Raw genomic sequence first — 25338 nt, 5'->3', positions numbered from 1 at the left:
AAACGCCCGGTTACATTCCGAACCCGGAAGCTAAGCCTTACAGCGCCGATGGTACTGCAGGGGGGACCCTGTGGGAGAGTAGGACGCCGCCGAACTTCTTTTAGAGCTCTGGCTCTTGGGCATACAGCCCAAGAGCCAGAGCTTTTTTGCGTTGAGGTAAGGTCAGGGGGCATCGTTGGCACGTTTCCCACAGGAGGCCCCCGGGTGGAGGTTCAGGAGACTCGCGTCCAGACGGACCGTGTGCTCACCATCCCGAACATCCTCAGCATGGCTCGCCTCGTCGGCGTACCCGTCTTCCTGTGGCTGATCCTGTGGCCTGAGTTCGGTGGGCCCAAGAGTGACGGCTGGGCCCTTCTGATCCTGGCCCTGAGCGGCATCAGCGACTATCTGGACGGCAAGCTCGCGCGCCGCTGGAATCAGATCAGCAGCCTCGGCCGGCTCCTGGATCCCGCGGCCGACCGGCTCTACATTCTCTCGACCTTGGTCGGCCTGACCTGGCGTGAGATTCTGCCCCTTTGGTTGACCGCTGTACTTCTGGCGCGAGAGCTCGTCCTGCTGGTCATGGTGGGCATCCTCCGCCGGCACGGCTATCCGCCGCCCCAGGTGAACTTCCTGGGTAAGGCCGCCACCTTCAACCTGATGTACGCCTTCCCCCTGCTTCTGCTCAGTGACGGAACCGGCTGGATCTCGTCACTGGCTGCTATTTTCGGATGGGCGTTCGCCGGATGGGGTACAACGCTGTACTGGTGGGCAGGAGTCCTCTACGTGGTACAAGTCCGCCGCCTGGTCCGAGCGGATGCCACGGCCGATTGAAGCCCCGGATGGTCCTGCTGCCACGGCGGAGCGATGGCCCGCGCTGGATAAGTGCGGGACAATCCTGGCGGGGGAAGTCGGCTAGACCGTCTCTTCGAGGAGGACGCTTCCGACATGAAGGCCGTCGTGATGGCCGGAGGCGAAGGCACGCGCCTTCGCCCTATGACCTCAAGCATGCCCAAGCCGCTGCTGCCGGTGGCGAACCGGCCGATCATGGAGCATGTTCTGCGGCTGCTCAAAAGGCATGGGCTCAACGAAACAGTCGTGACTGTCCAGTTCCTGGCCTCACTGGTCAAGAACTACTTCGGTGACGGCGAAGAGCTTGGTATGGAGCTCACCTATGCCAATGAGGAGAAGCCACTCGGAACCGCCGGAAGCGTCAAGAACGCCGAAGAGGCGCTGAAGGACGATGCCTTCCTCGTCATCTCCGGCGATGCTCTGACGGACTTCGACCTCACCGAGCTCATCAATTTCCACAAGGAGAAGGGCGCGCTCGTCACCGTCTGCCTCACGCGTGTGCCCAACCCGCTGGAATTCGGTATCACCATTGTCGACGAGGAAGGCAAGGTGGAGCGCTTCCTCGAGAAGCCCACCTGGGGCCAGGTCTTCTCCGACACCGTGAACACCGGCATCTACGTGATGGAGCCCGAGGTCTTCGACTACGTCGAGCCCGATGTGCCCGTCGACTGGTCCGGCGATGTCTTCCCGCAGCTGATGAAGGAAGGCAAGCCCGTCTACGGCTACATCGCCGAGGGCTACTGGGAGGACGTCGGCACCCACGAGAGCTATGTCAAGGCGCAGGCCGATGTCCTGGAGGGCAAGGTCGACGTCGACATCGACGGTTTCGAGATCTCCCCGGGCGTATGGGTCGCCGAGGGGGCCGAGGTCCATCCGGACGCCGTGCTCCGTGGACCCGTCTACATCGGTGACTACGCCAAGGTCGAGGCCGGCTCCGAAATCCGTGAGCACACCGTCGTGGGCTCCAATGTGGTCGTCAAGAGCGGCGCGTTCCTGCACAAGGCCGTCGTCCACGACAACGTCTATGTGGGACCCCACAGCAATCTGCGCGGCTGCGTGGTCGGCAAGAACACCGACATCATGCGTGCGGCGCGGATCGAGGACGGGGCGGTCATCGGTGACGAGTGCCTGATCGGTGAAGAATCGATCGTCCAGGGCAATGTCCGGGTCTACCCGTTCAAGACGATCGAGGCCGGCGCCTTCGTCAACACCTCGGTGATCTGGGAATCCAGGGGGCAGGCGCACCTCTTCGGCGCGCGCGGTGTCTCCGGCATCCTGAACGTGGAGATCACTCCGGAACTCGCGGTGCGTCTCGCCGGTGCGTACGCCACGACCCTGAAGAAGGGTTCGACCGTCACCACGGCCCGTGACCACTCGCGTGGTGCCCGCGCGCTGAAGAGGGCCGTGATCTCCGCGCTGCAGGCCAGCGCGATCGACGTGCGGGACCTGGAGAACGTGCCGCTGCCCGTGGCCCGGCAGCAGACCGCGCGAGGCAGTGCGGGCGGCATCATGATCCGCACCACTCCCGGGGTGCCGGACTCCGTCGACATCATGTTCTTCGACGGGCAGGGCGCCGACCTGTCGCAGGGCAGCCAGCGGAAGCTGGACCGGGTGTTCGCGCGGCAGGAGTACCGCCGTGCCTTCCCCGGGGAGATCGGTGACCTGCACTTCCCGGCCAGTGTCTTCGACTCGTACACCGGGTCGCTGCTGCGGAACGTCGACACGACCGGGATCGCCGAATCCGGGCTGAAGGTCGTCGTGGACGCCTCCAACGGAAGCGCCGGACTCGTGCTGCCGAGCCTGCTCGGCAAGCTCGGTGTCGACTCGCTGACGATCAACCCCGGTCTCGACGAGTCCAGGCCGACCGAGACCGCCGACATGCGGCGGTCGGGGATGGTGCGGCTCGGTGAGATCGTGGCGTCCTCGGGGGCCGCGTTCGGTGTGCGGTTCGACCCCGTCGGTGAGCGGCTGTCCCTCGTGGACGAGAAGGGCCGGATCATCGAGGACGACCGGGCGCTGCTCGTGATGCTGGACCTCGTCGCCGCCGAGCGGCGCAGCGGCCGGGTCGCACTGCCGGTGACCACGACCCGGATCGCCGAGCAGGTGGCGGCGTACCACGGGACGCAGGTCGAGTGGACGACCACCTCTCCCGACGACCTCACCCGCGTGGGCGGTGAGGAAGGGACGATCTTCGGCGGTGACGGCAAGGGCGGTTTCATCGTCCCCGAGTTCAGCAGCGTGTACGACGCCACCGCGGCGTTCGTGCGGCTCATCGGGCTCGTGGGGCGGACGCAGCTCACGCTCAGCCAGATCGACGCGCGGATCCCGCGGGCGCACGTCCTGAAGCGGGATCTGGCGACCCCGTGGGCCGTCAAGGGACTTGTGATGCGGCGGGTCGTCGAAGCGGCCGGAGACCGCTTCGTGGACACCACGGACGGTGTGCGGGTGGTGGAGACCGACGGCCGCTGGGTGATGGTGCTGCCCGACCCGGCCGAGGCCGTCACCCACCTGTGGGCCGAGGGTCCGGACGACGCCTCCGCCCAGGCCCTGCTGGACGAATGGTCGGCGGTCGTGGACAGCGCCGGCCGGTAGAACGGGCTGCACGCGTGCGTGCCGGACAGGTGTCCCCAACGGGGCCTGTCCGGCACGCCGGTGGGCCCGTTCGGAGGTAGCGCCCGCGACATGCGACGATGTGCGGCATGCCGCAGCAACCCCCCATTCGGAGCACACCCGCGCGGCCCCGGCGCCCGGACGCGTCCATGTCGTTGCTCACCAACGTCATGGACCACAGCCTCGACGACGGCTATGCCGAGGCCGCCGAGCGCAAGAAGGCCGCGGGCGACAGCGGCATGCCGAAGACGCTCAGGGCGAAGCTCGGGCTCGCCGCCGGCCTGGTGCTGGCGGCTCTCGTCGTGACCGTCGGAGCGGCGCAGGCACGGGTCGCCGCTCCGGTCGTCGCCAAGGAACGGGGAGAGCTGGTCGACCGCATCGACCGGGAGAGCGAGGCGGCGGACAAGCTGGAGGACTCCGTCGACGAACTGCGCGCGGACGTGAGCGCGCGCCAGCGCGAGGCGCTGAAACACAGCGGCGGCAGCGCGGACTCCGACCTGGCGGGCGTCCTGTCCGGCGCGGTCGCGGTGCACGGACCGGGCGTGAAGCTCGTGGTGAACGACGCCAAGGAAGCCGTTTCGGGTGGCGACGGCAACCCGCGGGAGACCTCCGGGTTCTCCGACACCGGCCGGGTGCGTGACCGGGACATGCAGCGCGTGGTCAACGGGTTGTGGGAGTCGGGCGCCGAGGCCGTGTCCATCAACGGGCAGCGGCTGACGGCGCTGTCCGCGATCAGGGCCGCGGGGGACGCCATACTGGTCGACAACAAACCGCTGGTGCCGCCGTACACGGTGCTCGCAGTGGGGGACGGGCAGCGGCTGAGCACGCGGTTCCAGAACAGCGCGGACGGGTTGTATCTGAACGCGCTGCAGGAGAGCTACGGCATCAGGACAGGCATCTCCGTTGAGGACGACCTCCGGCTGCCTGCCGCGCCGAGTGTGACCGTACGTACAGCACAGCCGAGCATTGAGAAGAGCGAGAAGGGCACATCGTGATCGCCGTACTGGGCCTCGTCGTGGGAGTCGTGGCCGGCCTGTTGGTCCGGCCTGAGGTTCCGGCGGTGGTCGAGCCTTATCTGCCGATCGCTGTCGTGGCGGCGCTCGACGCCGTCTTCGGGGGCCTGCGGGCTATGCTCGACGGCATCTTCGACGACAAGGTCTTCGTGGTGTCGTTCCTGTCGAACGTGGTCGTGGCCGCGTTGATCGTGTTCCTGGGCGACAAGCTGGGCGTGGGCGCCCAGCTGTCCACCGGTGTGGTGGTCGTCCTGGGCATCCGGATCTTCTCCAACGCCGCGGCGATCCGCCGGCACGTGTTCCGGGCGTGAGGCCGATGAGCGATCACGACGAGACGCCCGCCGGGGAGCAGAACGACGCGCGCACGAGCCGGGGCGGCGGCGGGCCCGAATCCGGGAACAGGCTGCGCAAGGAACTGCCCCGGGAGGTGCCCCCGGTGGCGCCTGCCGTCGAGGAGGCCCCGCAGGAGCCGGAGCCCGAGTCCGGGCCCGAGCGGGCACCGGAACCGCGGCCGGGACCCGAACCGCGGCTGACCGGCCGGCAGCGGCTGGTGCAGGGACTGTGGCCGCCGCGCGTCACTCGGGCCCAACTCATCGTCGCGGTGCTGCTGTTCGGCCTCGGGTTCGGGCTGGCTGTGCAGGTGGCCTCGAACAGCGACAGCGACAGCGCCCTGCGTGGTGCGCGGCAGGAAGATCTTGTCCGCATCCTCGATGAACTGGATGACCGTACTCAGCGTCTAGAGGACGAGAAGCAAGGTCTCGAGAAGCAGCGCGACGAGCTGGAGAACAGCTCCGACCAGGCCGAGGAGGCCCGGAAGCAGACGATCGAGAAGGAGAGGCAACTCGGCATCCTCGCGGGCACGGTGGCCGCGCAGGGGCCCGGCATCACCATGACGATCCAGGACACGAAGGGGACGGTCGAGGCGGACATGCTGCTCGACGCGATCCAGGAGCTGCGCGCGGCGGGTGCCGAGGCGATCCAGGTCAACGGCGTACGGGTCGTCGCCGGCACGTACCTGACGGACTCGGGCAAGGGCGTCGGCGTCGACGGGAACAAGATCAACGCGCCCTATCGTTTCAAAGTCATCGGCAAGCCGCAGGATCTCGAGCCGGCGCTCAACATCCCCGGAGGCGTGGTGCAGACTCTCGAGAAGGAACAGGCCACCGTGACGATCGAGCGGTCGACCAAGATCGTCGTGGACGCCTTGCGAGCAGCGAAGCGGCCTGACTACGCTCGGTCGTCCTCGCAGTGAACCGGGGGTGCATGGGCGGCGTCGGGCGAGGGCATGAGGTTGCGGGGGGTCGGCGCACCGAATGGGCGGTGCGTGGTGGAAACTGTCTGGTGCAGACGGACGTTGTCAGGATGTCCGGGTCGGCCAGAGTGTTCAGTCAGGGTTCGTCCTGCCCCACGGGCGGGTCTGTTTCGGTCAAGGGGAATCGCCCGTGAAGTTGTTTGCGAAGTTGTTCGGCAAGAGCGCGCGAGAAGGCAGCGACAACGCCACCGCTCGTCATCGCGCACAGCCTGACGCGGAAGGCCAGCGGCCGCTGTTCCGGGACCAGGTCGGCGGCCCGGGCGGCGATGTTTCCGGTGGTCAGGGCGCGCCGTCGGTTGACCCTGCGCAGCCCGGCGGCATAGGTTTCGGGCAACCGTCAACCTCAGGTGCGGGTGGAGGGTTTTCCGACCCGTACGCGTCCAACGCCCCCGGTGGGCAGCCGCGGCAGGAGGATCCGATGTCGGCCCTGGTGTGTACGAGGTGCGGTAACCGCAACGCGGAGAACAGCCGTTTCTGCTCCAACTGCGGCGCGCCGCTGCGGGCGGGTGCGGCGCCGGAGCGTCCCTCCGAGACGACCTCCACGATCTCCATTTCCGGTCTTGAGGCCTACGACAGCGAGACCACCGGCCAGACGCCGATGCCGACCCTGTCCCCGGAGGCACAGGCGGCTGTCGACGCGCTGCCGCTGGGTTCCGCGCTCCTGGTCGTGCGCCGCGGTCCGAATTCGGGCAGTCGCTTCCTGCTGGACGGCGATCTGACCACGGCCGGCCGCCATCCGCAGAGCGACATCTTCCTGGACGACGTGACGGTGTCCCGGCGGCACGTGGAGTTCCGTCGCGGACAGGACGGCTCGTTCACGGTGGCCGACGTGGGCAGCCTGAACGGCACGTACGTGAACCGCGAGCGGATCGACCAGGTCGCCCTGAACAACGGCGACGAGGTGCAGATCGGCAAGTACCGGCTGGTCTTCCACGCGAGCCAGCGGGGCTACTGACCGGGCTCCGAGGCCCCAGCGAAGGTCCGTCCGTCAGGGAAGGTCCATGCTTCAAACACCGAGCGGCGGTGCCGGGCACGGCGCCGCCGCCACGGACAGTGGGCTGATGAGTATCGGCACAGTGCTGAACGTGCTGCGCGGCGAGTTCCCCGAAGTGACCATCTCCAAGATCCGTTTCCTGGAGTCGGAGGGGCTCATCGAGCCGCAGCGGACCCCGTCGGGGTACCGCAAGTTCAGCGCCCGCGACGTCGAGCGTCTCGGGCAGGTCCTGAGGATGCAGCGGGACCACTATCTGCCCCTGAAGGTGATCAGGGAGCACCTGGAGGCCATGGAGCGCGGCGATGCGGTCCCACTGCCGGTCGTGTGCCGTCAGCGGGACGGTGAAGCCGCGCACGAGCCGTCCGGGGGGCCCACGGTGGCCAGGATCGGGCGTGCGGAGCTGCTCGCCGCCGCCGGGGTCGACGAGCAGGAGCTCAAGGAGTGGGAGTCCTACGGGCTGCTCACTCCATTGGAGGACGGGGCCTACGGCGCGGAGGCGGTCACGGTCGCCTCGCTCATCGGCGAACTCGGGCGGTTCGGGATCGAGCCGCGGCACCTGCGGGTGATGAAGGCCGCCGCCGACCGTGAGGCCGGCCTCGTGGACCAGGTGGTGGCCCCGCTGAGGCGGCACCGGAATCCGCAGACCAGGGCTCACGCCGAGGACCGTACGAAGGAACTGGCGGGGCTCACGGTGAAGCTGCACGCCGCGCTGGTGCAGACGGCGCTCGGGGTGCGGCTGCCCTGACGCGGCCGGGCGTTCGGGGGCCGGATCAGGCGCTCGGTCCGGGCCCGACTACCCAAACGTCCCGAGCACGGCCTAGGGTTGCTGTGTGAACGAGCTCGATGTCGTAGGTGTCCGGGTCGAAATGCCCTCCAACCAACCGATCGTGCTGCTGCGTGAAGTGGGAGGCGACCGTTACCTCCCCATCTGGATCGGACCGGGGGAGGCGACGGCGATCGCCTTCGCCCAGCAGGGCATGGCTCCCGCGCGGCCGCTGACCCACGACCTTTTCAAGGACGTGCTGGAAGCGGTCGGCCAGGAGCTCACGGAAGTGCGCATCACGGATCTGCGTGAGGGCGTCTTCTACGCGGAGCTGGTCTTCGCCAGCGGCGTCGAGGTGAGCGCCCGTCCGTCCGACGCCATAGCGCTCGCGCTGCGCACCGGGACGCCGATCTACGGCAGTGACACGGTGCTCGACGACGCGGGCATCGCGATCCCGGACGAGCAGGAGGACGAGGTGGAGAAGTTCCGCGAGTTCCTCGACCAGATCTCCCCGGAGGACTTCGGTAGCAGCAGTCAGTGAGCTCCGCGGTCGGCGGCAGTGGTCGGTGAGTCGTGTGGGCGGCCCGGCGGACGACGTGGTCCGCGGCAGGGTCGCCCTCCGTGTGTGTGACGGGGTGAAATGCCCGCATGTGCCGGTGGCGAGTGCGAGCGTCACGCGGTCCGTTCCGACCACATTCGGCTAGCCTTTCCCCGCGGTGGGGCACGGGAAACCACTCTCAGGGTGATTATCACTCGGCGTGGCGAGTGTGGCGATCGTTGACGCACCCCTGGTGACTGCCTACCGTCGAGAAGGCAGGTCAAGGACGGAGGTCGGCGTGAGAAGCAGCGGCGACGGTACGGCTGGGGGCGGCCCCGAGCGCAGTCTCAGGGCGAGCGGTCCGTACCCTCCCCCCGGCTCACGGCCCCTCCCGGGTGGGGGGTGCCCCCAGCCCGGTGGCGCGGCCGATCGCGCTCCGCAGCGACCGACGGCGGTGCCGAGCAGCGGAGGGACGGCGTCCATGGCGTCCGAGCAGATCGGCTATCGCGGCCCCACGGCCTGTGCGGCCGCCGGTATCACCTACCGGCAACTGGACTACTGGGCCCGCACCGGGCTCGTCGAGCCGAGCGTGCGCCCCGCCTACGGGTCCGGGACGCAGCGGCTGTACAGCTTCCGTGACGTGGTCGTCCTGAAGATCGTCAAGCGGTTCCTCGACACCGGGGTGTCGTTGCAGAACATCCGCACGGCCGTCCAGCACCTCAGGGAACGCGGTTTCAGCGACCTGGAGCGCATGACGTTGATGAGCGATGGCGCGACGGTCTACGAATGCACCTCGCCCGACGAGGTTCATGCCCTGCTCCAGGGCGGCCAGGGCGTGTTCGGGATCGCCGTGGGCGTGGTGTGGCGGGACGTCGAGAGCGCGCTGTCCCAGCTGCACGGCGAGCGGATCGACACCGGCGAGACCCTGGTCGGGCCCAACCCGGCGGACGAGCTGGCGCGTCGCCGGAACCGGGCCGTCTGAGCCGTCGGGAAGAGGCCGGCCACAAGGGGCGGGACGTTGCCGCACCGGGCCGTGAGCGGTTTCCCGCGGGGCGATCCGGGTGGTCGCGCGAGGTGTTGTCAGTGGCGTAGGGCAGCATCGGAGGTGTGAGAGCCGCGCCCACGATCCTGCATCTGGACATGGATGCCTTCTTCGCCTCGGTGGAGCAGGCGTCCAAGCCGAGTCTGCGCGGGAAGGCCGTGGTCGTGGGCGGGCTCGGGCCGCGAGGCGTGGTGGCGACCGCGTCGTACGAGGCGCGGGTTTTCGGGGTGCATTCGGCGATGCCCATGGGGCAGGCCCGGCGGCTCGCGCCGAATGCCGCGTACCTGGTGCCGCGCTTCTCCTTCTACCGGTCGATCAGCGAGCGTGTGATGGAGCTGCTGCGTGCGCTGTCGCCGCTGGTGGAGCCGCTGAGCCTGGACGAGGCGTTCGTCGACCTGGAGGCCGGCCAGGTGGCCTGGGACGAGCGGTCGGCGCGGCTGGCCGGGGTGAAGCTGCGCGATGACATCCGGGCGGTCACAGGGCTCACGGGGTCGGTGGGGCTGGCCGCCTCCAAGATGCTCGCGAAGATCGCCTCGGAGGAGGCCAAGCCGGACGGGCTGGTGGTGATCGAGCCGGGGACCGAGCGGGCGATGCTCGCGCCGATGTCGGTGCGGACGCTGCCGGGGGTCGGGCCGGCCACGGGTGACCATCTGCGGCGGGCCGGGATCACCACGGTCGGAGAGATCGTCGAGGCGGGCGAGGACGAGCTGGTCCGGCTGCTGGGAAAGGCGCACGGGCACGGTCTGTACGCCATGGCGCTGGCGCGGGACGACCGGCCCGTGGTGGCGGAGCGCGAGGCGAAATCGGTGTCCGTCGAGGACACCTACGACGTGGACATCCACGACCGGACGCGCGTCGGAATGGAGGTGCAGCGGTTGGCCGAGCGATGCGTGCGGCGGCTGCGCGAGGCCCGGCTGTCCGGGCGGACCATCGTGCTGAAGGTGCGGCGCTACGACTTCTCGACGCTCACCCGGTCCGAGACGCTGCGCGGCCCGACGGACGATCCCGCGGTGATCCGGGAGGCGGCGGCCCGATTGCTGTACTCGGTCGACACCACGGGCGGGGTGCGGCTGCTCGGGGTGGGGGTCAGCGGGCTCGCCGACTACACGCAGGAGGACCTGTTCGCGCAGGCGGCGGGGGAGCGGACGGTCGCGCAGGGCCCGGTCGAGGAGCACGTGGCGACGCCGGCCGAGGAGCAGCCGGCGCTCGCCGAGCGCAGATGGCCCGCCGGGCACGACGTGCGGCACGCCGAGTTCGGGCACGGCTGGGTGCAGGGCAGCGGCCTGGGGCGGGTCACCGTGCGGTTCGAGACGCCCTCCTCGGAGCCGGGGCGCGTGCGGACCTTCCGGGTCGACGATCCGGATCTGGAGGCGGCGGATCCGTTGCCGTTGGTGTTACGGGAGCCGGACGGGGGAGGCGCGGTGCCCGGCGCGGGGGGTCACGCGGTTTCGTCGGTGCCCGCCAGCTTGCCGAAGTCGTGGTCCGGGAGCGGGGGCGGGGCGGCGACGTCGAGACCGTAGTGGTGGTAAAGCTGCAGTTCCTGATCGGGGGAGAGGTGGCGGCCCACGCCGAAGTCGGGGGCGTCCTTGATCAGGGCGCGCTCGAAGGGGACGTGGAGGGCGCCGTCGATCAGTTCACTGGGCTCCAGGGGGACGAAGGCGTCCCTGCTGAACAGGCCGGTCCGTATGGCCGCCCACTCCGGCTCGCCGGTGGCGTCGTCGAGGTAGACCTCGTCGATCGTGCCGATCCTGGTCCCGTTGCGGTCGAACGCCTTGCGGCCGATCAGGTTGCGCGGATCGATATCGGTTCGCACGGGCCCTCCACTGGTCGCACCTCATCCGTAAGCACTACAAAACGGCACAAGCGGGGATGCGGCCACTCGAAGGTTCGTGCGTTGACCGCGCTGGTACGCTGGCAGCGGCTGTTGACCCCGTGCGGGAGAGTCCTCCAGACGTCATGGAGGCGCCGAAGGAGCAAATCCTCCCCGGAATCTCTCAGGCTCACGTACCGCACGGACGAGGTCACTCTGGAAAGCAGGGCGGGTGTCGACGGCTTCCGCTCTCACCGACGGTGAAAACCGGAGGCCTTCGGGCGATCCGGTGAAGCTCTCAGGTTGAGATGACAGAGGGGGAGGCCGTTCGGGTACCCGTGCCGTGGTGCCCCTCGAAGGTCGTGTCGACCAGGAGGCCTCCGTAATGACCGCCCACCGCATTCCGCTCTCCGAGCTCGAAGAGGCAGTCCCCTTCGCGCAGCGCCACATCGGCCCCGATCACGAGGCCTGCGCCAAGATGCTCGCGCACGTCGGCTACGGCTCGCTGGACGAGCTCACCGCCGCCGCGGTCCCGGCCGTGATCGCGAGCGCCGAGGCACTGGACCTGCCGGGCGCCCGCAGCGAGGCCGAGGTGATCGCCGAGCTGCGCTCCCTCGCCGACCGCAACCAGGTCCTCGACTCCATGATCGGCCTCGGCTACTACGGCACGTTCACGCCGCCGGTCATCCTGCGCAACGTGATGGAGAACCCGTCCTGGTACACGGCCTACACGCCGTACCAGCCGGAGATCTCGCAGGGCCGGCTCGAAGCGCTGCTCAACTTCCAGACGATGGTCGCGGACCTGACCGGGCTGCCGACCTCCGGTGCCTCGCTGCTCGACGAGGGCACCGCGGCCGCCGAGGCCATGGCGCTGTCGCGGCGCCTGGGCAAGAACAAGAAGGGCCTGTTCCTGGTCGACGCGGACGCGCTGCCGCAGACCATCGCCGTGATCCGGACCCGGGCGGAACCGACGGGCGTCGAGGTGGTCGTCGCCGACCTCGGCGACGGCATCCCCGCCGGGATCGCCGAGCGCGAGATCAACGGCGTGCTGATCCAGTACCCGGGCGCCTCCGGTGCCGTGCGCGACATCAAGCCGGTCATCGACCGGGCGCACGAGCTCGGCGCGCTCGTCACCGTCGCCGCCGATCTGCTGGCGCTGACGCTGCTGAAGTCGCCCGGTGAGCTCGGAGCGGACATCGCGGTCGGGACGACGCAGCGCTTCGGTGTGCCCATGGGATTCGGCGGCCCGCACGCCGGTTACATGGCGGTCCAGGACAAGATGGCGCGCAGCCTGCCCGGGCGGCTCGTCGGCGTGTCCGTGGACGCCGACGGGAACAAGGCCTACCGGCTGGCGCTGCAGACGCGTGAGCAGCACATCCGCCGTGAGAAGGCCACCAGCAACATCTGCACCGCTCAGGTGCTGCTCGCCGTCATGGCCGGCATGTACGCCGTCTACCACGGCCCGGAGGGGCTGAAGGGCATCGCGCGGCGCACCCACCGGTACGCCACGGTCCTCGCGGCCGGGCTGGCGAACGGCGGTGTCGAGGTCGTGCACGGCTCCTACTTCGACACCCTGACCGTGCGTGCCGAGGGCCGGGCCGCCGAGGTCGTGGCCGCCGCCCGGGACCACGGGGTCAACCTGCGTCTCGTCGACGCCGACCACGTCTCGATCGCCTGCGACGAGACCACGACGCGCGCCCAGGTGCGGGCCGTGTGGGCCGCCTTCGGGGTAGAGGGCGTCATCGAGGCGCTGGACGCGGCCACGGACGAGAGCCTCCCGGACGCCCTGCTGCGGACCGACGACTACCTGACGCACCCCGTCTTCCACCAGCACCGCTCCGAGACCGCCATGCTGCGCTACCTGCGCCGGCTGGCCGACCGCGACTACGCGCTCGACCGGGGCATGATTCCGCTGGGCTCCTGCACCATGAAGCTCAACGCGACCACGGAGATGGAGCCGGTCACCTGGCCCGAGTTCGGGCAGCTGCACCCCTTCGCTCCCGCCGAGCAGGCCGCCGGCTACCTCACCCTCATCCACGAACTGGAGGACCGACTCGCCGAGGTCACCGGTTACGACAAGGTGTCCCTCCAGCCGAACGCCGGGTCGCAGGGCGAGCTGGCCGGTCTGCTCGCCGTCCGCGGGTACCACCGGGCCAACGGGGACGAGCAGCGCACGGTGTGCCTGATCCCGTCGTCCGCGCACGGCACCAACGCGGCCAGCGCGGTGATGGCGGGCATGAAGGTCGTCGTCGTGAAGACCGCCGAGGACGGCGAGATCGACGTCGAGGACCTGCGGGCGAAGATCGAGCAGTACCGCGACGAGCTGTCCGTGCTGATGATCACCTACCCGTCCACCCACGGTGTGTTCGAGGAGCACGTCGCCGACATCTGCGCCCAGGTCCACGAGGCGGGCGGGCAGGTCTACGTCGACGGAGCCAACCTCAACGCGCTGGTCGGGCTCGCCAAGCCCGGCCACTTCGGCGGGGACGTCTCGCATCTGAACCTGCACAAGACCTTCTGCATCCCGCACGGCGGCGGCGGTCCCGGAGTCGGCCCGGTCGCGGTGCGCGAGCACCTCGCCCCCTATCTGCCGAACCACCCGCTGCAGCCCGAGGCGGGCCCGCAGACGGGTGTCGGACCCGTCTCCGCGGCGCCGTGGGGCTCCGCCGGCATCCTGCCCATCTCGTGGGCGTACGTCCGGCTCATGGGCGGTGAGGGGCTGAAGCGGGCCACGCAGGTGGCCGTGCTCAGCGCCAACTACATCGCCAAGCGGCTGGAGCCGCACTACCCGGTGCTCTACACCGGCCCCGGCGGTCTCGTGGCCCACGAGTGCATCATCGACCTGCGGCCCCTGACCAAGGCGACCGGAGTGAGCGTCGACGACGTCGCCAAGCGGCTGATCGACTACGGCTTCCATGCGCCGACCATGTCGTTCCCGGTGGCCGGGACGCTGATGATCGAGCCGACCGAGTCGGAGGACCTGGCCGAGCTGGACCGCTTCTGCGAGGCCATGATCGCCATTCGCGCGGAGATCGAGAAGGTCGGCTCCGGCGAGTGGCCCGCGGAGGACAACCCGCTGCGCGCCGCCCCGCACACCGCCGGCGCGCTCGCCGGGGCGTGGGAGCACGCCTACAGCCGCGAGGAGGCCGTCTTCCCGGCCGGGGTGTCGGCCGCAGACAAGTACTGGCCGCCGGTGCGCCGTATCGACCAGGCCTTCGGCGACCGGAACCTCGTCTGCTCCTGCCCGCCGCTGGACGCGTACGAGGACTGACCGGCCGACCGTTCACCGGGAGGGGCTCCGCTGTGCGGGGCCCCTCCCGCCGTTCACCGGCGCGTTCACGCGGTGGCGAGTGACACCTCGGTCGCCTTGATCAAGGGCGACGACGGGGGTCCCGGGCGACAGCGCGAGGTCGTCCGCGGTGTCCCTGGTGTCACGGCGGTCAGCTCGCCCCCTCGGCCGTGACGCGGACGGACGCCATCGCGTCGCCGGCCGTGCTGCCCGTGACCGTACCGGGGAGTTGGTTGCGGATCGACGGGCCTTCGAGGGGGGCCGTGGCCGGTGAGACCTCCGTGGACTTTCATAGGGCGCGCACCGGCGGTGCCCGGGGCGAGACGGAGGTCCTGTGCGGCTTCTCAGGTGATCGCCGCGGTGAGGTTCCGGCCGCCGGTGAGGCGGACCCCGACCGTCGCCATGGCCTCGCCGGGGCCGGCGGCGGTCACGGTACCGGGGAGCTGGTTGCGGATGCTCAGGCTCACGGGCGCACGGTGGTTTGGCGGCCCCGTCGAGCCGGGGACGCTCGGGCCTGCGTCGGCTCCGCTGTCACCCCCGGGCTCAGACGCGGTCGATGTGGACGTTCGTCGACTTCACGCGGGCCGTCGCCTCCATGCCGACCTCGAGGCCCAGTTCCTCCACCGCCTCGCGGGTGAGCAGCGAGACGAGTCGGTGCGGACCGGCCTGGATCTCTACCTGGGCGGCGACGTCACCCAGCTTGATCGCGGTGACGATGCCGGGGAAGGCGTTGCGGGCCGAGGTGTACGGGGTGTCCTCTTCGGCGGTGCCGGACCGGGCGAGTCCGACCGAGAAGGCGGCCAGGTCCCGCCCGTCGATGAGGCGTCGCCCGGCCTCGTCGCGGTGGGTCGTGATGCGGCCCGCGTCCGCCCAGCGCCGGGCGGTGTCCGGGCTCACGCCGAGCAGCCGTGCTGCCTGGCCGATCGTGTAGGACTGCATGCCGGTCACGATAGGGGTGGGGGGAGGGAACGGCGGATGCGGGGTTGGCCGTTGGGTATAACGCGATATAGCGTTAGTGGTCGAGTGGGTGGGCCGGGCGGTGTGCCCGGGAGATCGGGGGTGGAGTGATGGCGGCCGAGATCGCGCGGACCGGTGAATCGCCCGGGATGAGGGCGTCGCACGCGGACCGGGACCGGACCGTGGACGTGCTGCGCGTCGCCGCGGGCGACGGCCGGCTGACCCTGGAGGAGCTGGACGAGCGGCTGGAGGCCGCGCTGTCCGCCCGCACGGTCGGCGAGCTCCTCGTGCTGACGGCGGATCTGCCCGCGGCGGCCGGCCAGGCGTCCGTCGGGGTGGAGGACGTCGTCCGGATCCGGCAGGAAGGGGCTTCGACCCGGCGGGGTGACGGCTGGACGGTGCCGCGGCGGCTGGAGATCCGTTCGGCGTGGGGCGAGGTGACGCTCGACCTCACCGACGCGGTGATCATGCACGACACGCTGGACATCGACCTGGACCTGCGGGCCGGCGCCCTGAAGCTGCTGATCCGGCCGGGTGTCGTGGTGGACACCGGCGCTCTGGTGATGCGCTACTCCGAGATCAAGGCGCGCCGGCCGGCCGATGCCCCCGTCCTGCTGCGGATACGGATCACGGGTGAGATTCACTACGGGCAGGTCGTGGTGCGCCCGCCGCGCAGGGGCCTCGGCCGCAGGCGGGCGACCGCCTGACTCAGCCCACGTGCACCCTCGGCCGCCGCTTCCGGTCCGGCTCCGCCTCGCGCAGGACCTCGCGGGTCACCGGGGCGACCTCGCCCTGGCCGAACAGGAAGAAGCGCAGGAGGTTGGCGAAGGGCCCGCCCTCGGTCCACTCGAAGTAGATGTGCGGGGTGCGGCCCGTCGCGTCGCGGACATACAGCAGGAGCGCGGCCAGGGCGTTGGGAATGGAGGTCGACTCCAGGGTGAGCACCCGATAGCGGCCGTGCAGGACCTCGCCGCGTACGGTCAGGCCCGCTTCGAACTCGGACGGGTCGGTGACCGTCACCTCGACGAAGACGAAGTCCTCCTGGCCGGGTACGTCGTTGTCGTGCCGGATCTGCTCGATCTTGTCGCGGTACTCCGTGATGTCGCGCTGGTCGGGCTCGTTGGCGATGAACCGCATCCGGCGGCCGGCCAGGTCCCGGACGAAGCGCTCCGCCGTGTCGTCCAGGGTCACACCGGTCACGCGCAGTTCGAACGCCCGGGCCAGCCGTGACAGCAGGGACACCAGGATGATGCCGGCGATGAAGCAGGCGCCGATCTTCACACCGTCCGGGCGCTCGATGACGTTGAGCACGGTCGTGTAGAGGAACACCGCGGAGATCACGGCGAAGGCGATGGTCCACTTCCGCTGGCGGGCCTTGCGGGCGGCGATGGTCACCGCGATCGCGGCGGAGCTGATGAGGACCAGCACACCGGTGGCGTAGGCGCCGCCCTGGGCGTTGACGTCGGCGTCGAAGATCCACGTCACCAGGAAGGCGATCAGGGTGAAGACGATGACCATGGGCCGTACCGCTCGGGCCCAGTGCGGGGCCATGCCGTAGCGGGGGAGGTAGCGCGGCATCAGGTTGAGCAGGCCGGCCATCGCGGACGCGCCGGCGAACCACAGGATGGCGATCGTCGAGACGTCGTAGACGGTGCCGAAGGTGTTGCCCAGGTAGTCGTGCGCCAGGTAGGCGAGCGCACGGCCGTTGGCCTGGCCGCCCGCCTCGAACTCCCTCTCCGGGATGAGGAGGGTGGTGATGAAGCTGGTGCTGATCAGGAACACGCTCATGATCAGTGCGGCCGTGGTGAGCAGCTTCTTCGTGTCGCGGATGCGGCCGGCCGGCCGTGCCTCCGTGTCGTCGGGGTCGCCCTTGACGTGCGGCATCACGGCGACGCCCGTCTCGAACCCGGAGAGACCGAGGGCCAGCTTCGGGAAGACCAGCAGGGCGACGCCGATCATCGCGAAGACGCTGCCGTGCTGGGCGGTGAGGGCGCTGGACCAGTCGGCGACCACATGTCCCGCGGTGACGACGTGGTAGAGGCCGACGATCACCACGACCACGTTCAGCGCGAGGTAGGCGCCGACGAGGGCGACCGCCACGCCGACCGCCTCCAGGAAGCCCTTGAGGAACACGGCGCCCAGCAGGGCCACCAGGACCAGGGTGATCAGCATCTGCCGGTCGTGCAGGACGCCGGTCAGATGCGGGTTCTCCACGAGGTGGGTGGAGGCGTCGGCGGCCGACAGGGTGATGGTGATGAGGAAGTCGGTGGCGGCGAAGCCCAGCAGGGTCAGCACGAACAGCTTGCCCTGCCAGAAGGAGAGCAGCCGTTCCAGCATTGCGATGGAGCCCTCGCCGTGGGGGCTCTCCTCGGCCACGCGGCGGTAGACGGGCAGGGCGCCGGCCAGCGTGACGACGACCAGGACGACGGTCGCGACCGGAGACAGCAGTCCGGCGGCGAGGGCCGCGATGCCGGGCTGGTAGCCGAGGGTCGAGAAGTAGTCGACACCGGTCAGGCACATCACCCGCCACCAGGGCTGCCCCCGGTGCGGGGGCTCCGGCTCGGCGTGGGGCCCGGTGTGGCTGCCGCTCTTGCCCATGTCGGACAGGCCCTCCAGCATCCAGGCACGCAGGCGGCCGGGTGGAGTGGGCTCAGGACGGCTCGGTGCCGGGTTCTCGGTGGTGGCCATCGACGTGCTCCCGATGTGCGGTTCAGCGTGTTTCCGGCCATCACTGGACGGCCCGATCAGCGTAAGCGGAGCGTGATGCAGTGGCCCGTGGATGAGAGGGGTAGGAGCGTCAAGCTTCCGTTAAGACTGCCGGCCGGGGCTCCCGTACCAGGGAGAACGCGAGCTGAGGGATGGGGGGGTCCTGCCCTGCGGGAGGGCGGCGCCGATCCGTCGGCCGACCGGCGGCCACCCTGTGTGATGGCCGTCACTCACGCCCCGTAACGTTCGTCGGGTACTCCGAATGTTTCGCACCCCTCGTCCGCTGCCTCTGGCAGTGAAAGATTCACCGTGCACAAGGGGTTGCCACCGTTTGGCCGCTGTCTCTAGGGTGCGGCAACAACGAAGCTTTCTGGATCTCATTCGAAACTTTCGAGGAGCGCATGATGGGCGACCCCGCACTGTCCCGCCGCGGCTTCCTGGCGGCCTCCGCCGCGGCCGGTCTGGGGATGACGGCACTGACCGCATGCGGCGGGGACTCGGACGGAGGGGCGTCGGGGACGACCACCATCGAGTGGTGGAACATCTCCACCACTCAGCCGTCCAAGGACGTCTGGGCCGCCCTCGCCCGGAGGTTCGAGGCGCAGAACCCCAAGGTCAAGATAAAGATCGTCCAGCTGGAGAACGACGCCTACAAGTCGAAGATGACGGCACTGACCGCCTCCGGGAAGCTGCCCGACATCTTCCACACCTGGGGCGGCGGCGTGCTGAAGCAGCAGGTCGATGCCGGGCTCGTCGAGAACCTCACGGACCGGACCAAACCGTGGGGTGACGCCCTGCTGCCGGTCGCCAGGGAGCCGTATCTGATCGACGACCAGGCCTACGGCATTCCGTTCGACATCGGCATGATCGGCTTCTGGTACAACAAGGCGCTCTTCGAGAAGGCCGGCATAGCCGGGCCGCCGACCACCTGGAACGACTTCCTCGACGCCGTACGCAAGCTCAAGGCCGCCAAGGTCACCCCGCTGGCACTGGCCGGCAAGGAGAAGTGGCCCGGCATGTACTACTGGGCCTACCTGGCGATGCGCACCGCCGGCGCCGAGGCGCTCCAGAAGGCCTACGACGCCAAGGACTTCACCGGTGCGCCCTTCGTCGAGGCGGGCGAGCACCTGAAGGAACTCGTCGGCCTCCAGCCGTTCCAGAAGGGACACCTGGGCGCCGCCTACTCCACCCCGACCGGCCAGGCCGCCACCGTCGGCAACGGCAAGGCGGCGATGGAGCTCATGGGCCAGTGGGCGCCGACGGTCCAGGCCGACGCGGGCAAGGGGCTCGGCAAGGACCTCGGATTCTTCCCGTTCCCCGCGGTCGAGGGCGGCAAGGGCGCCATCACCGAGGTGTTCGGCGGAGGCGGCGGGCACGCACTGCGCCGGGGCGCCCCGCAGGAGGCCGTCGACTTCCTCAAGTTCTTCGCGTCCGAGGCCACCGACCTCGAACTGGTCAAGAAGACCGGTGTCCTTCCCGTGGTGCCCGCGGCCGAGAGCGCCATCGCCGACCCCAACATCAAGGCCGTACAGGCCCAGTTGAAGGCGGCCACCGGCTTCCAGCTCTACCTGGACCAGGCGTACGCGCCCGCCGTCGGCCAGGAGGTCAACGACAGCGTGGCCGCGCTCATCGCCGGTTCCAAGTCGCCGGGGCAGGTCGCCCAGTCGATCACGAAGACCGCGAAGGAAGAGCAGTAACCGGCGATGACCTCCACGTTCCTGCCGGACAAACGGACCGGTACCGGCGTCGGTGCCCCGCCCCCGGCCGCGGACCGGCCCACGGGGCGGACCCGACGGCGCGCGCTGCACTGGCTCACCGCGGCCGGCTTCCAACTCCCGGCCCTGGTGCTCTTCACGGGGCTCGTGCTGCTGCCGATGCTGTTCGCCCTGTACGCCGCGTTCTTCCGCTGGGGCGGCTTCGGCATGCCCTCCGACTACATCGGCGGCGAGAACTTCACCCGGCTCTTCCAGGACGACGTCTTCCTCGGCGACCTGTGGCGCTGCCTGGTCCTCGTGGTGCTGTCGCTCGCCGTCCAGCTGCCGTTCGCGCTCGCCATGGCCGTCCTGCTCAACCAGCGGATGCGCGGGCGGGCGGTGTACCGGATGCTCTTCTTCGCCCCCTACGTCCTGTCCGAGGCCATCACCGGAATCCTCTTCGGCATGATCTTCGCCCCGGACGACGGGTTCGCCGACCAGGTGCTCGGCAGGATCGGGCTGGAGGGGCTGGGCGGTGAGTGGTTCGCGGATCCGTCCACCGTCATGGCGACCCTGTTCCTGGTCATGACCTGGAAGTACTTCGGCTTCCACATGATGCTGTACCTGGCCGGACTCCAGGCGGTCCCCCGGGAACTGACCGAGGCGGCCCTCATCGACGGGGCGAGTGCCTGGCAGCGGTTCCGCAATGTCACCCTGCCGCTGCTCGCGCCCACCCTGCGCATCAGCGTCTTCCTGTCGGTCATCGGGGCGATCCAGCTCTTCGACCTGGTGTGGGTCACCACCGCGGGCGGCCCCGACCACCACTCCGAGACCATGGCCGTGACCATGTTCCAGTACGGCTTCAAGCGCTACCAGGTCGGCTACGCCAGCGCGATCAGCGTGGTCATGTTCGGCATCAGCCTCGTCTTCGCCCTCGCCTACCAGCGGTTCGTCCTCCGGCGCGACCTGGAAGGGGCCACCACGACCATGCGAGGTGACGCAAAGTGACCACCAGTCAGAAGACCCGCGGGGGCGGCAAGGCCTGGGGCCTGCACCTCGTTCTGACCGTCGTCGGAGCGGTCATGGCCGTCCCCCTGCTCTACGCCGTGCTCTCCGGCTTCAAGTCCACCGACGAGCTCTCCCGCAACCCGGTCGGTCTGCCCGAGTCGTGGGTGACCTCCAACTACACCCAGATCCTCGGCTCGGGGAACTTCTGGCGGCTGATCGGCAACAGCACGCTGATCGCGGTGGGCACGACCGTCCTGATCGTCGCGGTCTCCGCCCTGTCGGCCTTCTCCTTCGCACGGTTCGCCTTCCGGGGCCGTGAGGCGCTGTTCACGCTGTTCACCATGGGGCTGATGTTCCCGTTCGCGGTGGCGGCCCTGCCGCTGTTCCTGCTGCTGCGCTCCCTGGACCTGCTGGACAACCCGCTCGGCGTGATCCTTCCGCAGGCCGCCTTCGGACTGCCGATGACGATCATCATCCTGCGGGGCTTCTTCCGGCAGATCCCCGGCGAGCTGGAGGAGGCGGCCACGCTCGACGGGTGCAGCTCGTTCGGCTTCTTCTGGCGGGTGCTGCTGCCCATGGCGCGGCCCGCGCTCGGCACCGTCTCCGTGCTGGCCGTCGTCACCAGCTGGAACAACTTCTTCCTGCCGCTGCTGGTGTTCACCGACGCGCAGTGGTGGACGCTGCCGATCGGTGTCCAGCAGTTCCAGGGGCAGTACTCCGCGGAGTACGCCAAGGTCTTCGCCTATCTGGTGCTGGCCATGGTCCCCGCCCTCGCGTTCTACTCCGTCGCCGAGCGCCAGCTCGTCGGCGGCCTCACCGCCGGCGCCACCAAGGGCTGACGCGCGCCGCGAACGTACGGCTCTGTTCTCCCCGTCCCTGTCGTGAGGAGTCGCACCATGCGCAAAAATCGTCTGAGACTCGTCGGCGCCGTCACGGCGCTCCTGGTCGCCGCAGGCATCGGCGCCGGCACGCCCGCCCAGGCGGGTCACCAGCAGCCCACCCTCGCCGACCTCGCCCAGCGGCACGGCCGCTACTTCGGCAGCGCCACCGACAATCCCGAGCTCGTGGACGGGCCCTACAAGGCCCTGCTCGGCAGCGAGTTCGACCAGATCACACCCGGCAACGGCATGAAGTGGTACGCCACCGAGCCCCAGCAGGGCGTGTTCGACTTCTCCCAGGGCGACGAGATCGTGAATCTCGCCCGGGCCAACCGGCAGAAGGTGCGTGGCCACACCCTGGTCTGGCACAGCCAGCTGCCCGAGTGGATCACGAGCAGGGAGTGGACGGCCCCGGAGCTGAGAGCCGTACTGAAGAAGCACATCCAGACGGAGGTACGGCACTACCGGGGCAAGGTGTTCGCCTGGGATGTCGTCAACGAGGCGTTCAACGAGGACGGTACGTACCGCGAGTCGGTCTTCTACAAGACCCTCGGGCCCGGCTACATCGCCGACGCCCTGCGCTGGGCGCACCAGGCCGATCCGCGCGTCAAGCTGTACCTCAACGACTACAACATCGAGGGGATCGGCCCGAAGAGCGACGCCTACCACCGGCTGGCCAAAGAGCTGAAGGCCGCGGGCGTCCCGCTGCACGGCATCGGCCTCCAGGCCCACCTGGCCCTGCAGTACGGCTATCCGGACACCGTGGAGGACAACCTCCGCCGCTTCTCCCGGCTCGGCCTGGACACCGCCCTCACCGAGGTCGACATACGGATGCAGCTGCCCGCGACCGAGGAGAAGCTGGCCCAGCAGGCCGAGTGGTACGCCGACCTGACCGAGGCGTGCCTGGCGGTCCGCCGGTGCGTCGGCATCACGCTGTGGGACTACACCGACAAGTACTCGTGGATCCCGGCGGTCTTCCCGGGCGAGGGCGCGGCCCTGCCGTGGGACGAGGAACTGAGGCCGAAGCCCGCGTACTTCGCGCTGCGTGAGGCCCTCGGGGGGCGGTAGCGGGGGTGGGCGGCGCCCTGCCGGACAGGGGGTGGCGGGGCGCCGTTCCTCATGACGAAGCTCAGGCCGGAGGTGCGGTGCTCGCCCGTACCACCAGGTCGGTGCCGAGCTCCACCCGCGGTGAGTCCGGCTGCTCGTCGCGGGTGAGCCGGAGCACCGTGCGCACGGCCAGTTTGCCCATGTCGGCCAGCGGCTGGCGGATCGTCGTCAGGGGCGGCGCCGACCAGCGGACTTCCGGGAGGTCGTCGAAGCCGACCACGCTCATGTCCTGCGGCACCCGCAGCCCGTGCCGGCGCAGTGCCTCGATCGCGCCGAGTGCCATCTGGTCGCTGGCCGCGAACAGGGCGGTCGGCGGCTCGGGCAGGCCGAGCAGCGTGGTGCAGGCGGTGAAACCGGACTCGGGGCGGAAGTCGCCGGTGACCACGAGGGACGCGTCCGGCGCGATGCCGGCGCCCTCCAGGGCCGCGCGGTAGCCGTCCAGCCGGGCCCGGGAGCACAGCAGGCGGGGCGGGCCGGCGATCAGGCCGATCCTGCGATGTCCGAGGGACAGCAGGTGCTCGGTGGCCGCCAGGCCGCCCGACCAGTTCGCGGCGCCGATCGTGGGGGCGTCCAGGGAGGGCGACCCCGCCGGATCGACGACCACCAGGGGCACGCCCAGGATCCGCAGCTCTTCGTGCAGCGTCGGGTCCAGGGCGGAGGTGACGAGGATGACGCCGTCGGAGGCACGGGCCCGCAGGTTGCGCATCCACTCGCGGGCGTCACCCGACCGCCCGTGGATGGCCGACACCACCGTGCCGACCCCGGCCGCGTGCGCGACCTCCTCGACCCCCCGGATGATCTCCACGGCCCAGGGACTGTCGAGGTCGTCGAAGACCAGGTCGAGCAGGGCGGCACGGGTGCCGGGAGCCGCGGGGCGCTTGCGGTAGCCGTGCCGGCGCAGCAGGTCCTCGACGCGGGCCCGGGTCTGCGGCGACACGTCGGACCGGCCGTTGACGACCCGGGACACGGTCGGTACGGACACGCCGGCCTGCCGGGCGATCTCCGTGATCGTGACCTTGCCCCCGGCGTCGGCCCCACGTGCTCCCACTTGCCCCACCTCCGTCGACGGGTGACCGCGAAACGTCCAGGAGTCTTCCGGAAGACGGGCACCCGTGGGAAGGCGTACGGGCCGGGAACGGGACGTGGCCGCGCGTGACGGAAAGTGACGACCCCGGGATATGCGTCGGGCCGGTTCGCGGGGTGTCCCGCGGCCGGCCCCTCGTCTCTGCCGACGAGGCGTCGCCCCGCCGAGCGGCCTCAGGCGGCCGTCATCACCTGGCCCGCCAGCGGACGGTGCGGGGCGATGGCCCGCCCGTCCGGCAGCAGCTCGCCGGTGTCCTCGAAGAGCACCACGCCGTTGCACAGCAGGCTCCATCCCTGCTCCGGGTGGTGCGCCACGAGGCGGGCGGATTCCCGGTCGGCGGAGTCGGCTGAGGGGCACTGGGTCTGGTGCTGGCACATGGGTGGGATCTTTCGCTGGGTAGAGATGGACGAAGAGACTGCGTCGGCTGAGTCGGTCGTGTCTGTTCCGCGGCTAGAAGTGTCGTTCATGGCCGCCCCCCGTTGTGATAAGTCGTCGGAACCCAGTGTTGCCCCACGGGCGTCGATCCGCAGGGATTTCGCGGCACCGCTTCTCACAGGTTCAGGACGCATCACCCGCGTGGGCGGTTCATCCCAACTGGGCCGTCCCTTCGGGTGGTTCGCAGTGGCCGGATAGGGCTAGTCCACTCGGGCCGACGGCAATTCCGGCTCGTACGAGCCATAAAGTGCTCTGAAGAGCGATCGTATGAGCGAAAAGACGTTCGTGTGAGCGGCCGGGCGGCAAAAGAACGACCCCGCCGCCGGAATGCGGCGACGGGGTACGGGGAACTCGCGGCTCTTCAGGCGGGCGAGCCGAGCAGTCTGGTGGGAGCCGCCCGGTGGGTCAGCACCGGAAGCAGTTCGGCGACGCGGTGCGGACGGTGGGCCGCGATGCCGGGAGGTGCGGGCGCCAGCGGGACGAGCAGGTCGGTGGCGGCGGGGTGTCCGACGGCACCGTCCGCGGTGCAGTCCTCGTGCAGCCAGAGCGTCAGCATGTACAGGCTGGGCACCGACAGCAGGCGGGGCTGGTACGGCTGCGGCATCGTCTCCGCCTGCCGCAGGGCGCGCTCGGTGGAGGTGATGTATGGACCCTCGAAGAAGTGCGAGAAGGCCCAGCCGTCGGGAGTCAGCCTGGTCTCCGCCGCGGCCACGGCGCGGTCGCCGCAACGGATCAGGAAGCGCCACCCGGCCAGCCGGGTCGCGGAGACGCCCTCGGCCGTGACGTGGTCGAGGACGTGCACGGGCAGGGGGAGCTCGGGTGTGGCGGGTCCCTGCGTGCCGAGCAGGGAGGGAGTTCGCGCCTCGCGGACCGCGGTGGGAGAGGAGAGCGCAGTCAGGACGGAACGGAGTGCGGGCGCGGGAGCCGGAGGGACATGCAGCGGCATGGTGGGTCGCCTCTCATTCAAAGGCACGGTGGCGCGAGGGCGGGGGCGGACGGCGCTGTCAGCTCACGAGGGTCAGAAGGGCAGGGGCCGGGTCTCGAACGAGAGGGGGGTGGGGTCCGCGTCGCCTCGGCGGCAGGACCCATCGACCGTGGGCGCCAACCTTCTACCTTGTTCGCGGAGTTTATACGACACGGGTTCAGACTGTGTTTCGTCTAGCCGTTTCCGGTGAGTAGAACAAGGGTACATTCGGTCGGCGATACGCGAGAATCATCCCGATTCCAGGCTGGGGTGCACGGCGATGACCTCGGTGAATGTCCGCGA

22 protein-coding genes, 1 rRNA gene, 1 pseudogene and 1 riboswitch are annotated in these 25338 nt (G+C 69.8%); of the genes and pseudogenes, 17 read left to right on the top strand and 7 right to left on the bottom strand.

The annotated features are described in order from the left end of the window. From rrf to ACFY9E_RS22020, 11 genes are all read left to right on the top strand, one after another. A 5S ribosomal RNA gene (rrf, locus tag ACFY9E_RS22070) occupies window positions 1-95 on the top strand; the annotation flags it as partial. A 109-nt stretch (window positions 96-204) separates the two neighbouring features. Further along, entirely contained in the window at window positions 205-813 is a 609-nt protein-coding gene (locus ACFY9E_RS22065) for a CDP-alcohol phosphatidyltransferase family protein (protein ID WP_390986572.1), read from the top strand. A 114-nt stretch (window positions 814-927) separates the two neighbouring features. Then, the gene (locus tag ACFY9E_RS22060; RefSeq protein WP_390986569.1) at window positions 928-3423 is read left to right on the top strand and encodes a sugar phosphate nucleotidyltransferase; all 2496 of its coding nucleotides are present in this window, start codon (window positions 928-930) and stop codon (window positions 3421-3423) included. A 98-nt stretch (window positions 3424-3521) separates the two neighbouring features. Next, the gene (locus ACFY9E_RS22055) at window positions 3522-4436 is read left to right on the top strand and encodes a DUF881 domain-containing protein (protein ID WP_390986566.1); all 915 of its coding nucleotides are present in this window, start codon (window positions 3522-3524) and stop codon (window positions 4434-4436) included. Continuing rightward, window positions 4433-4765: a small basic family protein gene (locus ACFY9E_RS22050; RefSeq protein WP_003988855.1), complete on the top strand. Its 333-nt coding sequence runs from the start codon at window positions 4433-4435 to the stop codon at window positions 4763-4765. The genes ACFY9E_RS22055 and ACFY9E_RS22050 overlap by 4 nt, the downstream gene beginning before the upstream one ends. Before the next feature lie 5 nt (window positions 4766-4770). Beyond that, window positions 4771-5706 carry a DUF881 domain-containing protein gene (locus ACFY9E_RS22045; protein WP_390986563.1) on the top strand — a complete coding sequence of 312 codons (936 nt, stop codon included), beginning with the start codon at window positions 4771-4773 and terminating at the stop codon, window positions 5704-5706. Window positions 5707-5767: 61 nt separating this feature from the next. Then, window positions 5768-6721, top strand: coding sequence for an FHA domain-containing protein (locus ACFY9E_RS22040; protein WP_175431347.1), 954 nt, complete (start codon window positions 5768-5770; stop codon window positions 6719-6721). 46 nt (window positions 6722-6767) lie between these two features. Beyond that, window positions 6768-7505: a MerR family transcriptional regulator gene (locus tag ACFY9E_RS22035; protein ID WP_390986561.1), complete on the top strand. Its 738-nt coding sequence runs from the start codon at window positions 6768-6770 to the stop codon at window positions 7503-7505. A gap of 85 nt (window positions 7506-7590) precedes the next feature. Continuing rightward, complete coding sequence (locus ACFY9E_RS22030; RefSeq protein WP_003988851.1) at window positions 7591-8064, top strand: bifunctional nuclease family protein; 474 nt, start codon at window positions 7591-7593, stop codon at window positions 8062-8064. 295 nt (window positions 8065-8359) lie between these two features. Continuing rightward, window positions 8360-9043, top strand: a complete 684-nt coding sequence (locus ACFY9E_RS22025; protein ID WP_390986558.1) for a MerR family transcriptional regulator — start codon at window positions 8360-8362, stop codon at window positions 9041-9043. 125 nt (window positions 9044-9168) lie between these two features. Continuing rightward, complete coding sequence (locus ACFY9E_RS22020) at window positions 9169-10623, top strand: DNA polymerase IV (protein WP_390986555.1); 1455 nt, start codon at window positions 9169-9171, stop codon at window positions 10621-10623. Here the strand turns inward: ACFY9E_RS22020 and ACFY9E_RS22015 are convergent. Further along, window positions 10542-10916, bottom strand: coding sequence for a PRC-barrel domain-containing protein (locus ACFY9E_RS22015; RefSeq protein WP_390986552.1), 375 nt, complete (start codon window positions 10914-10916; stop codon window positions 10542-10544). The genes ACFY9E_RS22020 and ACFY9E_RS22015 overlap by 82 nt on opposite strands. A gap of 112 nt (window positions 10917-11028) precedes the next feature. Continuing rightward, a riboswitch (glycine riboswitch) is annotated at window positions 11029-11123 on the top strand. Window positions 11124-11298: 175 nt separating this feature from the next. Between ACFY9E_RS22015 and gcvP the strand changes: the two genes are divergently transcribed. Further along, complete coding sequence (gene gcvP / locus ACFY9E_RS22010) at window positions 11299-14184, top strand: aminomethyl-transferring glycine dehydrogenase (protein ID WP_390986549.1); 2886 nt, start codon at window positions 11299-11301, stop codon at window positions 14182-14184. Window positions 14185-14249: 65 nt separating this feature from the next. Here gcvP and ACFY9E_RS22005 read toward each other — a convergent pair. Together ACFY9E_RS22005 and ACFY9E_RS22000 are read right to left on the bottom strand one after the other, a co-directional pair. After that, window positions 14250-14669, bottom strand: a pseudogene (locus ACFY9E_RS22005) (molybdopterin-binding protein). Between the two features lie 76 nt (window positions 14670-14745). Beyond that, a complete protein-coding gene (locus ACFY9E_RS22000) occupies window positions 14746-15141 on the bottom strand; it encodes a TOBE domain-containing protein (protein WP_390986546.1) in 396 nt (131 codons plus the stop codon). A gap of 128 nt (window positions 15142-15269) precedes the next feature. Between ACFY9E_RS22000 and ACFY9E_RS21995 the strand changes: the two genes are divergently transcribed. Next, entirely contained in the window at window positions 15270-15866 is a 597-nt protein-coding gene (locus ACFY9E_RS21995; protein ID WP_390986543.1) for a DUF1707 domain-containing protein, read from the top strand. A 1-nt stretch (window position 15867) separates the two neighbouring features. On the opposite strand, the gene ACFY9E_RS21990 is transcribed toward ACFY9E_RS21995, so the two are convergent. Next, window positions 15868-17847 (bottom strand): amino acid transporter, encoded by a 1980-nt coding sequence (locus ACFY9E_RS21990; protein WP_390986541.1) that lies wholly within the window; start codon window positions 17845-17847, stop codon window positions 15868-15870. 422 nt (window positions 17848-18269) lie between these two features. Between ACFY9E_RS21990 and ACFY9E_RS21985 the strand changes: the two genes are divergently transcribed. From ACFY9E_RS21985 to ACFY9E_RS21970, 4 genes are all read left to right on the top strand, one after another. Then, window positions 18270-19562: an extracellular solute-binding protein gene (locus tag ACFY9E_RS21985; protein WP_390986538.1), complete on the top strand. Its 1293-nt coding sequence runs from the start codon at window positions 18270-18272 to the stop codon at window positions 19560-19562. A gap of 6 nt (window positions 19563-19568) precedes the next feature. Next, a complete protein-coding gene (locus tag ACFY9E_RS21980) occupies window positions 19569-20567 on the top strand; it encodes an ABC transporter permease subunit (protein ID WP_390986535.1) in 999 nt (332 codons plus the stop codon). A 74-nt stretch (window positions 20568-20641) separates the two neighbouring features. Beyond that, window positions 20642-21406, top strand: a complete 765-nt coding sequence (locus ACFY9E_RS21975) for an ABC transporter permease subunit (protein ID WP_390986658.1) — start codon at window positions 20642-20644, stop codon at window positions 21404-21406. Between the two features lie 57 nt (window positions 21407-21463). Beyond that, window positions 21464-22513 (top strand): endo-1,4-beta-xylanase, encoded by a 1050-nt coding sequence (locus ACFY9E_RS21970; protein WP_390986532.1) that lies wholly within the window; start codon window positions 21464-21466, stop codon window positions 22511-22513. 61 nt (window positions 22514-22574) lie between these two features. Here ACFY9E_RS21970 and ACFY9E_RS21965 read toward each other — a convergent pair whose 3' ends face one another. The 3 genes from ACFY9E_RS21965 to ACFY9E_RS21955 all read right to left on the bottom strand — a co-directional run bounded on the left by ACFY9E_RS21965 (window position 22575) and on the right by ACFY9E_RS21955 (window position 25017). Continuing rightward, window positions 22575-23600, bottom strand: a complete 1026-nt coding sequence (locus ACFY9E_RS21965) for a substrate-binding domain-containing protein (protein WP_390986529.1) — start codon at window positions 23598-23600, stop codon at window positions 22575-22577. 209 nt (window positions 23601-23809) lie between these two features. Next, on the bottom strand, window positions 23810-24013 hold the full coding sequence (locus tag ACFY9E_RS21960) for a DUF5999 family protein (protein ID WP_030835828.1): 204 nt from the start codon (window positions 24011-24013) through the stop codon (window positions 23810-23812). Window positions 24014-24432: 419 nt separating this feature from the next. Continuing rightward, complete coding sequence (locus ACFY9E_RS21955; protein WP_390986527.1) at window positions 24433-25017, bottom strand: hypothetical protein; 585 nt, start codon at window positions 25015-25017, stop codon at window positions 24433-24435. Window positions 25018-25338 lie beyond the last annotated feature (321 nt).

The sequence above is a fragment of the Streptomyces sp. NPDC012466 genome (assembly GCF_042955215.1).
GTDB lineage: Bacteria > Actinomycetota > Actinomycetes > Streptomycetales > Streptomycetaceae > Streptomyces.
Note: the sequence above shows the minus strand (reverse complement) of the source record. Positions and strands in the feature narration are given on the sequence as shown.